The sequence below is a fragment of the Pseudomonas sp. YJ42 genome (genome assembly GCF_047225135.1).
GTDB lineage: Bacteria > Pseudomonadota > Gammaproteobacteria > Pseudomonadales > Pseudomonadaceae > Stutzerimonas > Stutzerimonas stutzeri_E.
Map to the genome: position 1 here is coordinate 1,315,819 of NZ_CP178378.1, position 12,766 is coordinate 1,328,584.

Below are 12,766 nucleotides of genomic sequence, written 5' to 3' on the forward strand. Positions count from 1 at the left end.
TCAGGCCTGCCCCGCTGAGGACACCTGCCAGCGGCAATATACCGGAGCAGGCATGACAAGCGCGTTGCAGGCCATCGACGGACGAGTATAGAACAGGAAAAATTCTCGTCTTGAGTTTTTACAGTCGTTCATAGCGATGACGCCTCACGCTTGAACCGCCATCGCAAATCAACACCGAGCCCGCACTGATCAACCCGCTCTGCGCCGACGCCACAACCACCGCAGCAGCACGCCCACCGTCAACAGCAACGGCACCAAGGCGATATTGAAGAACTTCAACGTGCGGCCCAGCGCATCGATATCGGCGTTGAGCTGATAGCGAACCTCGCGCAGTTCCTTGCGAATACGCAGTTTCTCTTTTAAGTAACCCTGCAGAGCGGCTTGTTGCTCATCCGTAAGCTCTATCGCGCCTTCGGCGTTCGGGCCCTGCAATTCGGCGAGTTGCGCTTCGGTAGCGGCCAGCCGCTGCTGTAGCACCTCTTCCTTCTCCCGGAAGCGATTCTCGGCCTGTCGCTGCAATTCCTCGACCACCACGAACGGCCTGGCGAAGCGACCGCGTGAGCGCACACTGATCAGCGCATCGGTACCAGACAGGTTGTCCAATGCATTGACCACGAAGGTGCCGTTGTCGGCCCAGGGCTGCGGCATACGCTGCCCGAAGAAGTCCTGCACCTGCACCCACATGCGATCGGCCAGCAGATCTGTGTCCGCGACGGCGATAACGTTGATGCTGGCACTTTCCTTCAATCCATCTTTACGGCCTTCGATGCCATCGGGATAGGCCGACTGCGCCGGCCCCTGAATACGCGCCGCAAGCGTGTAACGCTCACCCGTGGGCTCCAGATCACGCAGGAGTTCCTCGGGATTTTCCAGCGTCGCGAAGCGTCCTGCCTCGATCGGCATGGCATAACTGGAGCTCTGGATCAACGGGATAAAACGGGTCGTGGCGCCCTCCAGCGGTTCGAGGAAGCCGGCGGTCGCCATATTCAGGCTTTCCAGCGAGGCAGTGGTTACATCCTCGGTATCCATGGTGTGCTGCGGCAGGCTCAGCCAGCCCGGATGGCGGACCGGCCGGCGCTCGGCACCCACCCCGACCGACATCGCATAGGACGCATCGGCGACAACCTCGCCGGGCGCCATGCGCACGCCCCACGCCTTGAACAGCGGTTCCAGATCCGAGGTCTTGCCCTCGCCGAACTCGCCCGGCCCGATACCCATGCCCGGATCGGCTTCGCTAAAGGGATCGAGGAACACCAGCAACTTGCCGCCGCGCATGACGAACTGGTCGATCGCATAGAGCGTCTGCTCCGGCAGCTCCTTGGGATGCACCAGCATCAGCACCGATACGCTGGCCGGGATCATGTCGACGTCGCGCTTGAGACTCTCGATATGGAACTGCTGACGAATGTCCTCCAGCACCATCCAGGGCGGTGTCGCCTGCTGGGTGCGCATATCGAAACCGCCCGTGATCGGCAGTCCGGAGAGCACCCCGACAACCGGCATCTGCGCCGACGCCAGGCTCTGCACCAGGCGACTGATTTCGTACTCGAGGAACTCCTCCTGATCCAGCGGGAAGAAGGGGATGCTCTGCGTTTGCCCATCGGCGTTGGTGCCGGCCAAACCGAAGTAGACCTTGTCGCCACCCTGATTCAGCGGTACGGCCTGCAGGCCTAGCTCAGCGGCGCGATCCTCCTCTTCGGAGAACGGTTCGGGGTCAATCACATGCAGCTTGAGCTTGCCATCAGCGGCGCGCTCATACGCCCGCAGCATTTCCTCGACGCGCCGGGCATAGTTGCGCAACGCTACGAGATCTTTGGTCGCCTCGTCCGAATAGAAGAAATTCAGTTCGATGGGCTTCTCAAGCCCCTCGAGAATGGTCTCGGTACCTTCGGAGATGGTGTAGAGCTTCTGCTCGGTCAGGTCCAACCGCGCGTCGGTGAACACCAGGCCGGAAAATACGTTGAATGCCAGGAAGGCCAATGCGATCAGCAGCAGCCCAGCACCCGAATACATCACTCGTTTCATGTGGGCTTCCTTACGCCGCTTTCTTCAGATCGACGACCACAGCGGTAGCCGCCAGCCAGGCGATGATCAGCGTGACGAAATACAGCAGGTCACGCAGGTCGATAACCCCCTTGCTAAGAGAATCGAAGCGGATCAGGAAGCTCAGCGAAGCCACCGCATCGACCAGCCACTGCGGCGCCCAGGCGAAGGCATCAAGTACCATCGGCAAACCGCTGACGATGAACAGGAAGCACGCGCTCACCGCGAGGATGAAGGCAATCACCTGATTCTTCGCCAGCGCCGACATGCACGAACCGATCGCCAGAAACGCCCCAGCCAACAGCCAGCTACCGAAATAGCCGGCGGCGATCGCACCGTTGTCCGGTTCGCCGAGGTAATTGACGGTAATAACCATCGGGAACGTCAGCAGCAACGCGATTCCGGCGAAGACCCAGGCCGCGAGAAACTTGCCGGTGACCGCCTCGAAACGGGTGATCGGCAACGTCATCAACAGCTCGATGGAGCCGGATTTGCGCTCCTCGGCCCACAGCCGCATAGCGATGGCCGGGATCAGGAACAGATAGAGCCAGGTATGGAAGCTGAAGAACGGAACGAGATCCGCCTGGCCGCGCTCGTAGAAACCACCCAGATAGAAGGTGAAGACCCCGGACAGCACCAGGAAGATCAGGATGAACACATAGGCGAGCGGTGTCGCGAAATAGCTGCCCAGCTCGCGCTTGAAGATCACTGGCAACTGACTCATAGCGCCTCCCCACGGGTCAATGTACGGAACACCTCGTCCAGTCGGCCGCGCTCCACGTTCAGCTCCTTCACCGCCCATCCCTGTTGGCTAACCAATGCATTGATCTGCGGAAAGATCACCTGTCCCGGTTTGGCCAGTACCGTGATGCTGTGATCCGATTCGTTGTGCTCGACGCCCGCCACGCCGGACAGCGCGGCCAACGCGATGTCATCCAGCGGGCCGTCGCTGACCAGCGTAACCGCCTGGTGATATTTCGATCGGCTTTCCAACTCGAAAGACGTGTCATCGGCAACCAATCGTCCACTGGCAATCACCACCGCACGGGTGCACACCGCGGCGACCTCCTCGAGAATATGGGTGGAAATGATCACGATCTTGTCGTGGGCCAATCCCTTGATCAGTTCGCGTACCTGATGCTTCTGGTTAGGGTCCAGGCCATCTGTGGGCTCGTCGAGGATCAGCACCCGGGGATCGTGAAGGATCGCCTGGGCCAACCCGACGCGCCGCTTGAAGCCCTTGGACAGGGTCTCGATCGACTGGTCCAGCACCGATTCCAGCTCCACCTGCCCCGCCGCGGTATCGACCCGCACGCGCTTGTCGGCGCCCCGGTAGCCGCGCACTTCGGCGATAAAATCAAGAAAGCCGCGTACGCTCATATCGCCGTAGCACGGTGCGCCCTCCGGCAGATAGCCGATCTGCCGCTGAGCCTGAAGCGTCTGGGTTTGAATATCACAACCGAAAATGCTCGCCGTGCCGGAAGTCGGCGCAAGAAAACCCGTCAGCATCTTCATGGTGGTGGACTTGCCAGCCCCGTTGGGACCCAGAAAGCCGAGCACTTCGCCTGGCTGGACGTTGAATGACAGGGCATCCACCGCCGTGTGTTGAGCAAATCTTTTTGTCAGGTTTTTCAGTTCGATCATCGTTCTCACCCATGACGGACCCACGGCCGAACTCGGCAAGACGGGGCCAATGCGGGCCGGACTATAAAAAGAGCGTGGCGGACATTGCAACCAGCAAGGGAGGGTGTTGCTGGTACCTCACAGCGCAGCGCGTGGGTTCTACTATTCTCGAGCCAGCCCGTAGCTCGCGAGACACGCAACACCAACGGCCGACCGGGCAAGCTCGTGCGATGGCGCCTGACAGGATCGACAAGTAGCGAAACCCAAGCAAGATTCGCTTCGTCGCTGGGATCGGCTACTGTCCGCGCTTTAACCTCAACGTTGGATCGACAAACGAATGGAAGACGCCGCGCTCTTGGTGATTGATCAGCAGAAAGGCATCGATCATCCCAAGTTGGGCCAACGAAACAACCCACACGCAGAAGCGGTGATGCTCGCCCTGCTCGTCCACTGGCAGGAGCACGGGCGGCCAGTGATTCATATCAGGCATCGGTCTTCGGATCCGGACTCGGTGTTCTGGCCCCACCAGGACGGCTTCGAATTCAAGCCCGCGTTTCAGCCAGGTGAGAACGAAACAGTCATCGAAAAATCCACGCCTTGCGCATTCACCAGAACCGATCTCGAAGCGCTTCTGGCGCAGTTGGGTGTTAGCTCGATCGTCATTACCGGCGTCGCAACAAACAATTCGGTCGAGGCAACGGCAAGAACGGCGGGCTGCAAAGGCATCGATGCCTACGTGGTCGAAGATGCCTGTTTCACGTTTGCCAAACGCGATTACCGGGGCCAGATGCGCAGTGCTGAAGCGGTGCATGACATGTCGCTGGCAAACCTGGACGGTGAATATGCGAAGGTCGTCAGCTCGGCGAAAATACTGTCGCACCGAGCCAATACCATCAAGGACGGCGCCCCGTAACAACCCGAACGAGCTAGCGGATGTACGCCGGGTGATTGGCACGAAGCTCATCCGCGAGCAGGCGCAAGCATCCCCCGCCCTTTTGCCTACAAGCCGCTTACGGCACACTTGCGTGCTTCGAGGGTATTAACCCCTTTCACAGTCGAATCTGCCGTATGACCCGTTCCCCAATCCGCCGTCTGATCTTCTCCCTCGTGCGCCGCGTGCTGTACTTCTGGGTGCGCTCCGAAACCATCAACCAGTCCGCCTTCACGCTCAAGCTGGACCGCAGCAAGCCGGTGTTCTACGTGCTGCAACGCGCATCGCTTAGCGATCTGGCGGTGCTCGATCACGAGTGCAGCAAGGCTGGGTTGCCGCGTCCGGTGGCCGAGGTGGCGGTGGGCGATCATATCGAGCCGGCAGCGTTCATCTTTCTCAGCCCAGCGGCCAGCTGGTTCGGTCGGCGGCCGCGGATTGCCGCGCCTGCGCCGCTGGTTCGGCTGGTCGGTGCGCTGGAACAGAACGCGGTGGACAACGCGCAGATCATCCCAGTGAGCGTGTTCTGGGGGCAAAATCCGGCGCGCGAAACCAGCCCCTGGAAGCTGCTGTTCGCTGACAGCTGGGCCGTGACCGGACGTCTGCGCAAGCTGATGAGCATCGTCATCCTCGGCCGCAAGACCCGCGTGCAGTTCTCCGCGCCGATCCAACTCAACGAACTGGTGGCACAGAACAAGGGCCACGAGCGCACCCTGCGCATGGCCCACCGCATGCTGCGGGTGCATTTCCGTAATCAGAGGACGGCGGTGATCGGCCCAGATCTGTCGCACCGTCGCAATCTGGTCAAGGGGCTGGTGCACGCACCGCAAGTACGCCAGGCGATCAAAGACGAAGCCGAGCGCGAGAACATTCCTCTGGAGAAGGCCGAAGCCCGCGCCCTGCGTTACGGCAACGAGATCGCCTCGGATTACGCCTACACCGCCGTGCGCTTTCTCGAGGTGGTGCTGTCCTGGTTCTGGAACAAGATCTACGACGGCATTCGCATCAATCATCTGGAGCCGTTGCAAGATGCGGTTCACGGCTACGAAGTCATCTATGTACCCTGCCATCGCAGCCATATCGACTATCTGCTGCTGTCCTACCTGCTGTTTCGCAACGGTCTGACACCGCCGCACATCGCCGCCGGCATCAACCTCAACATGCCGGTGATCGGTGGCCTGCTGCGCCGCGGTGGCGCCTTCTTCATGCGTCGCTCGTTCAAGGGCAACCCACTCTATACCTCGGTGTTCAACGAATACCTGCACACCCTGTTCAGCCGCGGCTTTCCGGTGGAGTACTTCGTCGAGGGCGGCCGCTCGCGGACCGGGCGGATGCTGCAGCCGAAAACCGGCATGCTCGCCATTACCCTGCGTAGCTATCTGCGCTCCTCGCGGCTGCCGATTCTCTTCGTGCCGGTGTACATCGGTTACGAGCGGGTACTCGAAGGGCGTACCTATCTGGGCGAATTACGCGGTGCAGCGAAGAAGAAGGAATCGATCTTCGACATCTTCAAGGTCATCGGCGCGCTGAAGCAGCGCTTCGGCCAGGTCTGGGTGAACTTCGGCGAGCCGCTGAAGCTCAACGAATTCCTCGACCGCGAGCAACCCGGTTGGCGCCAGCAGAACCTGGGACCAGGTTATCGCCCGGAATGGCTCAACGAGACCACCAACAAACTGTCCGAACGCATCGCCCAGCGCCTCAACGAAGCCGCCGCGGTCAATCCGGTCAACCTGGTGGCGCTGGCCATGCTGTCCACTAGCCGCCAGGCGCTGGACCGGCGCTCGCTGGGGCGCATTCTCGATCTGTACCAATGTCTTCTACGCGCGGTGCCCTACTCGCCCCACGTCACCCTGCCAGACGGCAACGGCGACACGCTGATCGACTATGTAAAAGACCTCGACCTGCTGGCCGAACAGAAGGACGCGCTGGGCAACATCCTCTATCTGGACGAGCAAAACGCCGTCCTGATGACCTATTACCGCAACAACGTGATGCATATCTTCGCCCTTCCGGCACTGCTGGCGAGCTTCTTCCAGAGCAGTTCGAGGATCAGCCGCGATCAGATCCTGCGCTTCACCGAGGCACTCTACCCCTACCTGCGCGCCGAGCTGTTCATGCGCTGGGAGCCGGAAGAACTGGAAGCGGTGATCGATCAGTGGCTGGCAGCCTTCGTCGAACAGGGCCTGCTCAAGCTCGACGGTGAGACTTACCTGCGACCGGCGCCCAGCTCGCGTCAGTTCGTGCTGTTGACGCTGCTGGCGCGGGTCATCGTGCAAACATTGCAGCGCTTCTACATGGCGATTTCGTTGTTGCTCAACAGCGGACAGAACACGCTCGACGCCGAGGAATTGGAAACGCTGTGCACGATCATGGCCCAGCGTCTGTCGATCCTGCATGGCCTGAACGCGCCGGAGTTCTTCGACAAAAGCCTGTTTCGGCATTTCATCAAAAGTTTGCAGGACCAGGATGTTCTGCGCCTGGACGAGGCCGGCAAGCTCGGCTACCACGACAAGCTCGGAGAACTGGCCGAGGGTGTCGCCAAGCGCGTGCTGCCGGCAGAGATTCGCCTTTCGATTCGCCAGGTGGCGCTGGAGCGGCACGATGAGGAACGGCTGACGAACTGATTTCTGTCGCGGACGCTCAAGCACGGGCGTCCCGCAGCGAGGCCATCAGTGAAAATCACGCTAACGACGCTAAGGCTTAATGCCGAAACGTTCGTTCGCCGACAAGCACGACGCCCATACTCAGCAGGCAGTCCAATAAAAATGCTTCGGACGCCTACCGAAAGGGGCCTGTATGACACGCACCGGCGTTATCGCATTGTCTCTGGTCATTGGACTGGCGGGCTGCGCCACCCCCAGCCTGACCAACCTCACGCCCTCCTCCGTTGCTCGCTCACCAGTGCCGCTCTACCCGTTGCGAGCACAGGTTGACGGTCGTGGCAACCGCATCGCGCACGTTAACGCGGTCATCCATGGCACCCCTTGGGCCATGATGCCGTTGCCAAGTGGTCAACACGCGGTGGGCTATTTCGCCGACACCTGCGAAACCAACATCCCATATCACTTCAGTGTTGGTTATCAGCGCCGCAACTGGCTCGGCTCCGGCTACTCGAGCACCGTCCATGAGAAGCGCTTCCCGGAAGCCTCCGGTTACGTCATGAATGTGACCGGCGAACCGGTGCCGGACGATTGTTCGGCACCCGTTGGCCTGACCTTAAGCGTGAACAGTACGGCTGATGAGGTGGATACGGAACCGGGGGACGGCATTTGCCGATCCGTTTCCAATCGCTGCACGCTCAGAGCGGCGGTGATGGAAAGCAACGCGCACCAGGGCCACGATCTGATAGAGGTGCCATCGGGGCACTACGTGCTGTCGTTAACCGGTAGCGAGACCGCGGACATACCGAACGATGCGATCGGCGACCTGGACATCACTGATGGATTGACGCTGACGGGACTTGGACGTGCGGCGAGGAACGCCGATCTCCAGGTCATCGTCGACGCAGGGGCCATCGACCGGATCTTCGATATCTATGCCAGCTCGCCGCGGGCGGTGACACTCAGCTATCTGCGACTGGAAAACGGCCGGCCCATGGGCAGCGGCGGCGGCGCGATCTGGAATCGCGGCAACCTGCGTATGGACCGGATGCTGTTGCGCGGCAACACCATCGATCATGAGCTGGAAACCTCCTGCGCGGCCTTTCCAAGCCGACGCCTGTGCAACCGTGGCGCGGGCCTGTTCAACGAGGGCCAGGCGCTGGTTGCGCGCTCGACCATCGAACAGAACTCGACCGGACGCGAGTCCGGGCATGCTGGCGGCATTTCCAACATGGGCCCGACGGCGCAGCTGTATGTGCGCGACAGTCTTATCACCGGAAATGACGCGCGCTTCTGGGGCGGGCTGCTGAACTATCAGGGCACCGTCGACATCCTGAATAGCACTTTCATCGACAATCGCAGCACCACCGGTGGTGTCCGAGCCGCAGAGATCGGCAATGTCGACGGCAAGATATCGGTCCGCAACGCGACGTTCAGCAATCACTCGCAGTTGTTCAGTCATACCGGTACCGGCGAGTTCCGCCTGGCCAACAGCCTGGTCGAAATACGCGCCTTCAACGATATGCCGTTCTGCAGTGGCACGCTGATCAGCGGCAGCTTCAATGCCATCGGTGGCTCCGGAAGCGGACTTTACGATTTCCTCGGTGGCTGCGGCTTCACCCCCACTACCGCAGACGAAGCCGGGGTACGCCTGTACCTCGGCGCACTGCAAGACAACGGAGGCCCGACTCGCACCGTCGCGCTGCGTGAACCGCTCGAAGACAGCCCCTACTTCGACCCCATCGACATGGGCGGCGTGCTTTGCCCTGACACCGATCAGCGCGGCAGCCCGCGTGATGATCGACAGTGCGATCCGGGTGCGTTCGAGTTCTGACCGGCATGGGGCGGCTTGTCATGACTTAGATCGTCGTCGGTCATGTGCAGGCTGCGGCGCGAACTGGCGAGATGAGTTTTCATCGGGCCCATAGCGGCACTCAGCTGCCAAGCACGTTCAGTTTGGTGCGTATGAACTCTGAATGCGGCACATACAGCAGCTCGGCGATACGGCGAATCAGGTGGTCTTCATACTTGTGAATGTCGCCATCGGCGGCAGCGACGCGCCACAGTGCCTCGATCAGCGCGACTCTATCCTCCATCGAATACTGCGCATTGATCAGCGTTGTGAATTCGTACAGCGATGTCGATCGCTTGGCCGATTCCTGCGCGGCGGCGACCAGGGATGCGAGCTCGGCATCTTCCAACCCCGAGCCCTGGCGAATGGCTTCGATGATAGCTTTCTGTTCTTCGGCCTCGCTTTCATAGTCCGCACGGCCGACCTCGATCAGCAGCGCCGCCGTAGCCACTTCGACGCCGGGCGGCGTACGGTCATCGTCCTCGCTGCGATCGAACAGCGCCTTGAGTGTTTTCAGCATGGTCATCCTCTCTGCACAGGTTGGTGTTCGACTGCGCGGCCTCGGCGAGTTTCGCGGATCCCGCGGCACGTTTCAGGTCACCACTGAAGAAGTTGTAGATCAGCAGGACCGTGATGATGCCACCATGACTGCGATCGAACACGCGTCGAGCATCGCCTCGACGCAGCCACGGTCAACGCCGGTCGACGATTTCGCAGGCTTGCGTCAACGATACGGTCGGTACAAGCTGCGGCCATCGTTTGGCACGCCGCGTCTGGCGCTTTAAGCTCTGCGGCCTGCCCGTTGCATCACTCAGAGGATTCCCCATGTTGCGCACCACTACCCTCATCGCCGGTCTGATGCTGTCCGCTGGCGCTTACGCCCTTTCGCTATCCGACCTCAGCCAAGGCGACGCCAACGCCGGCCTCAAGGATGCCCTCAGCCAGGGCGCGAAGGTGGCGGTGCAGCAGCTCGGGCGACCGGGCGGCTTCAGCAACGATCCGGATGTGCGCATCGAGCTGCCGGGGAATATCGGCAAGGCCTCTCGCATGCTGAAGATGATGGGCATGGGTGCCCAGGTCGAAGAGCTGGAAAACGGCATGAACAAGGCCGCCGAAGCTGCCGTACCACAGGCACAGGCGTTGCTGCTTGATGCGGTGAAGAAGATGACCGTGGCCGACGCCAAGGCGATCCTGGCTGGTGGCAATGACTCGGCAACTCAGTATCTGAACAAGACCAGTCGCGAGGAGATCCGCGCCAAGTTCCTGCCCATCATCAAGCAGGCCACTGACAAGGTCGGCGTCGCCCAGCAATACAATGCACTGGCCAGCAAGGCGTCCGGCCTCGGAGCGGTCGATGCCAAGTACGGCACGGTCGAAGGCTACGTGGCCGAACAGGCCCTCGATGGACTGTTCACCGTCATTGCCGAACAGGAAGCGAACATCCGTCAGAACCCTGCACAGGCGGCTACCAGCGTGGCGAAGAAGGTCTTCGGCGTGCTGATGGGCAATTGATCGCTGGAGCAGGTCGGGGCTGAACACCGATGTATCACGGAGAAAAATTCAACGCCTGGACGCATCTGGCCGGCGGCGTGCTGGCTCTGATCGGCACCGTCTGGTTGTTGGTATTGGCTGCCATGGATGGCGACCTGGCCAAGATCGTCAGCGTGGCCATTTACGGATTCACCCTGGTGCTGCTGTACAGCACCTCGACGATCTATCACAGCGTCCGGGGCCGCGCCAAAGCGGTCATGCAGAAGCTCGATCACCTGTCGATCTACCTGCTGATCGCGGGCAGTTACACACCCTTCTGCCTGGTTACGCTACGTGGCGCCTGGGGCTGGTGGCTGTTCGGCATCGTCTGGTCGCTGGCGGTGATCGGCATGCTGCAGGAAATCAAACCGCGTTCGGAGGCGCGGGTATTGTCCATTGTCATCTACGCAGTCATGGGCTGGATCGTGCTGGTGGCAGTCAAGCCGTTGCTTGCCGCACTGGGCACCGCCGGCTTCAGTTGGCTGGTGGCTGGTGGCGTGTCGTACACCGCTGGCATCGTATTCTTCGCTTACGATGAGCGTTTCCGCCACTGGCACGGCATCTGGCACCTGTTCGTCATGGTCGGCAGCCTGCTGCATTTCGTGGCGATCTTGCGCTACGTGGTCTGACGCCCGGTCGGCCAACCGAAACCCCGTCCAGTCGTTCAGAGTTCGTGCATGCGATTGACCTGCTGCGCCAGGCGCATGGTTTCGTGCTCTTCCAACTGCAGCATTTCCTCCAGCAGCTCGCGTGCCCGGTCAAGGCCGGGGCGGGTTTCCAGCGAACGGTACAGATCGATGATCTGATTGTGGATAGCGAAGATCTCCCGCGAGATATCGTCGACACTCATCTGTCCGTAGGCCTCGCCGTCAAGATCAAGCGCCAGCCTGTCGCCCTCGACGGCATCGTGCAGTCGAGTGTGTAACGCACGCGGGTCGGCATGCTCCTTGATCCGGGCGATGGTGCTGGTCAGGCCCTGCTCATGTTGCGCCAGATAGACCAGCAGCATCTTGGCCAACGAGTCGCTGCGTTCATTCGCCCCGTCGCTCATGCAGGTGGACAGCCGCGCATGGGCCTGGCTGGTCCAGTCGATAAGGTCTTCGCATCGTTCGATGTTCATGATTCCTCCCTGCGCCGCGGTAAGGTTGCCCGGCATCATCTCCGGACAGGTTGTCGAGCAGGACGGCAGCACAACGATGCAATCATGCTCGGCAGTAATTGAACAGTGCTGAGCGTCGGCGGAGGAAAATAACTCGGCGCCGAGCGCGATCAGGCACGACGGCGGAACCGCCTTTGCGCGCTATCTTCGAACAAACGCCATGTGAAGATTACTTGACCTTGCCATAAGGGAAAGCTTGAGGATTCAGCCAAAGCCGGATGGGCCGGCCGCTGGGGAGGACTTTCCGTGAGTTCCATCGATATTCAGGTACAGGGCATGACGTGCGGCGCTTGTGTTCGCCACGTCACTCAGGCGTTGAATCCCATTTCCGGTGTCGACGCGATCAACGTCGACCTCGAGAGCGGCCTGGTTCGCGTCGAAGGCGACCCGGACAGCACCGCGCTGCTTGCCGCACTGAATGACGCCGGCTACCCGGCGCAACTTTCCAGCCAGGCAAGCCCCGCCGCAGCACCCACCAAGGGTTGCGGCAGCGGCTGCGGTTGTCGCTGATTTCCATTAACTGGAGTGCTTTCATGGCTATCACCCAATCCAAACTTGCTGTCATCGCCGCCCTGTTCATGGTCGGTAGCGCCCAGGCCGCCCAGGTCATTGACGTTCACCGCGACGCCAACTGCGGCTGCTGCAAAGACTGGGTCAAATATCTGCAGGCCAACGGCTTCGAGGTTCGCGATCATGTCGAGACCAACATGAGCGCGGTCAAGCAGAAGCTGGGCGTGGTGCCCCGGCTGGGTTCCTGCCACACCGGCGTGATCGACGGGAAGTTCGTCGAAGGTCACGTGCCGGTGGCACAGATTCACGAGCTGCAACGTCGACAGGATCTGCGCGGCGTAGCGGCGCCGGGCATGCCGGCCGGCTCGCCCGGTATGGATTACGGCCAACCCGCCCAGGCCTACCAGGTTATTGGCTTGACCACAGACGGCAAGGACGTGGTGATGGCGGACTATCCGGCAGATTGAAGCAGGCCGACCGCAGAAACCTGACAGCCTGCCAACGGCTACCGTCGGCAGCGC

At 61.0% G+C, this 12,766-nt stretch carries 12 protein-coding genes; 7 read left to right on the forward strand and 5 right to left on the reverse strand.

Translation table 11 applies throughout. The features are described from left to right. Nucleotides 1–189 precede the first annotated feature (189 nt). The 3 genes from ACL0K2_RS05800 to ACL0K2_RS05810 are packed head-to-tail and all read right to left on the reverse strand — an operon-like array spanning nt 190 to nt 3,687. Nucleotides 190–2,025 carry a Gldg family protein gene (locus ACL0K2_RS05800; RefSeq protein ID WP_413043991.1) on the reverse strand — a complete coding sequence of 612 codons (1,836 nt, stop codon included), beginning with the start codon at nt 2,023–2,025 and terminating at the stop codon, nt 190–192. Between the two features lie 10 nt (nt 2,026–2,035). Then, complete coding sequence (locus ACL0K2_RS05805) at nt 2,036–2,767, reverse strand: ABC transporter permease subunit (RefSeq protein WP_045162759.1); 732 nt, start codon at nt 2,765–2,767, stop codon at nt 2,036–2,038. Further along, nucleotides 2,764–3,687: an ABC transporter ATP-binding protein gene (locus tag ACL0K2_RS05810; RefSeq protein ID WP_413043992.1), complete on the reverse strand. Its 924-nt coding sequence runs from the start codon at nt 3,685–3,687 to the stop codon at nt 2,764–2,766. The genes ACL0K2_RS05805 and ACL0K2_RS05810 overlap by 4 nt, the downstream gene beginning before the upstream one ends. Nucleotides 3,688–4,003: 316 nt before the next feature. On the opposite strand from ACL0K2_RS05810, the gene ACL0K2_RS05815 reads away from it, so the two are divergent. The 3 genes from ACL0K2_RS05815 (at nt 4,004) to ACL0K2_RS05825 (ending at nt 9,028) form a co-directional block, all read left to right on the forward strand. After that, nucleotides 4,004–4,579: a cysteine hydrolase family protein gene (locus ACL0K2_RS05815; RefSeq protein ID WP_239611874.1), complete on the forward strand. Its 576-nt coding sequence runs from the start codon at nt 4,004–4,006 to the stop codon at nt 4,577–4,579. 155 nt (nt 4,580–4,734) lie between these two features. Further along, nucleotides 4,735–7,218: a glycerol-3-phosphate 1-O-acyltransferase PlsB gene (gene plsB / locus ACL0K2_RS05820; protein WP_413043993.1), complete on the forward strand. Its 2,484-nt coding sequence runs from the start codon at nt 4,735–4,737 to the stop codon at nt 7,216–7,218. Between the two features lie 172 nt (nt 7,219–7,390). Then, nucleotides 7,391–9,028, forward strand: a complete 1,638-nt coding sequence (locus ACL0K2_RS05825) for a choice-of-anchor Q domain-containing protein (protein ID WP_413043994.1) — start codon at nt 7,391–7,393, stop codon at nt 9,026–9,028. Nucleotides 9,029–9,128: 100 nt separating this feature from the next. Here ACL0K2_RS05825 and ACL0K2_RS05830 read toward each other — a convergent pair whose 3' ends face one another. Beyond that, entirely contained in the window at nt 9,129–9,566 is a 438-nt protein-coding gene (locus ACL0K2_RS05830; RefSeq protein WP_413043995.1) for a TerB family tellurite resistance protein, read from the reverse strand. A 305-nt stretch (nt 9,567–9,871) separates the two neighbouring features. Between ACL0K2_RS05830 and ACL0K2_RS05835 the strand changes: the two genes are divergently transcribed. Continuing rightward, complete coding sequence (locus ACL0K2_RS05835; RefSeq protein WP_045162766.1) at nt 9,872–10,558, forward strand: DUF4197 domain-containing protein; 687 nt, start codon at nt 9,872–9,874, stop codon at nt 10,556–10,558. Nucleotides 10,559–10,587: 29 nt separating this feature from the next. Beyond that, nucleotides 10,588–11,205, forward strand: a complete 618-nt coding sequence (gene trhA, locus ACL0K2_RS05840; RefSeq protein WP_045162767.1) for a PAQR family membrane homeostasis protein TrhA — start codon at nt 10,588–10,590, stop codon at nt 11,203–11,205. Between the two features lie 35 nt (nt 11,206–11,240). On the opposite strand, the gene ACL0K2_RS05845 is transcribed toward trhA, so the two are convergent. Next, nucleotides 11,241–11,696 carry an ATPase gene (locus ACL0K2_RS05845; RefSeq protein ID WP_413043996.1) on the reverse strand — a complete coding sequence of 152 codons (456 nt, stop codon included), beginning with the start codon at nt 11,694–11,696 and terminating at the stop codon, nt 11,241–11,243. A gap of 285 nt (nt 11,697–11,981) precedes the next feature. Here ACL0K2_RS05845 and ACL0K2_RS05850 point away from each other — a divergent pair, with 285 nt between their 5' ends. Both ACL0K2_RS05850 and ACL0K2_RS05855 read left to right on the forward strand, forming a co-directional pair. Further along, a complete protein-coding gene (locus ACL0K2_RS05850; protein WP_045162769.1) occupies nt 11,982–12,245 on the forward strand; it encodes a heavy-metal-associated domain-containing protein in 264 nt (87 codons plus the stop codon). A 23-nt stretch (nt 12,246–12,268) separates the two neighbouring features. Beyond that, nucleotides 12,269–12,712 carry a DUF411 domain-containing protein gene (locus tag ACL0K2_RS05855; RefSeq protein WP_045162770.1) on the forward strand — a complete coding sequence of 148 codons (444 nt, stop codon included), beginning with the start codon at nt 12,269–12,271 and terminating at the stop codon, nt 12,710–12,712. Nucleotides 12,713–12,766: the final 54 nt, after the last annotated feature.

Bases quoted from the DNA above. Each gene is read 5' to 3' on its own strand.
- ACL0K2_RS05830 (WP_413043995.1), bottom strand. From the start codon at position 9,566: ATGCTGAAAACACTCAAGGCGCTGTTCGATCGCAGCGAGGACGATGAC.
- ACL0K2_RS05845 (WP_413043996.1), bottom strand. From the start codon at position 11,696: ATGAACATCGAACGATGCGAAGACCTTATCGACTGGACCAGCCAGGCC.
- ACL0K2_RS05800 (WP_413043991.1), bottom strand. From the start codon at position 2,025: ATGAAACGAGTGATGTATTCGGGTGCTGGGCTGCTGCTGATCGCATTG.
- ACL0K2_RS05815 (WP_239611874.1), top strand. From the start codon at position 4,004: ATGGAAGACGCCGCGCTCTTGGTGATTGATCAGCAGAAAGGCATCGAT.
- ACL0K2_RS05855 (WP_045162770.1), top strand. From the start codon at position 12,269: ATGGCTATCACCCAATCCAAACTTGCTGTCATCGCCGCCCTGTTCATG.
- ACL0K2_RS05805 (WP_045162759.1), bottom strand. From the start codon at position 2,767: ATGAGTCAGTTGCCAGTGATCTTCAAGCGCGAGCTGGGCAGCTATTTC.
- trhA (WP_045162767.1), top strand. From the start codon at position 10,588: ATGTATCACGGAGAAAAATTCAACGCCTGGACGCATCTGGCCGGCGGC.
- plsB (WP_413043993.1), top strand. From the start codon at position 4,735: ATGACCCGTTCCCCAATCCGCCGTCTGATCTTCTCCCTCGTGCGCCGC.
- ACL0K2_RS05825 (WP_413043994.1), top strand. From the start codon at position 7,391: ATGACACGCACCGGCGTTATCGCATTGTCTCTGGTCATTGGACTGGCG.
- ACL0K2_RS05835 (WP_045162766.1), top strand. From the start codon at position 9,872: ATGTTGCGCACCACTACCCTCATCGCCGGTCTGATGCTGTCCGCTGGC.
- ACL0K2_RS05810 (WP_413043992.1), bottom strand. From the start codon at position 3,687: ATGATCGAACTGAAAAACCTGACAAAAAGATTTGCTCAACACACGGCG.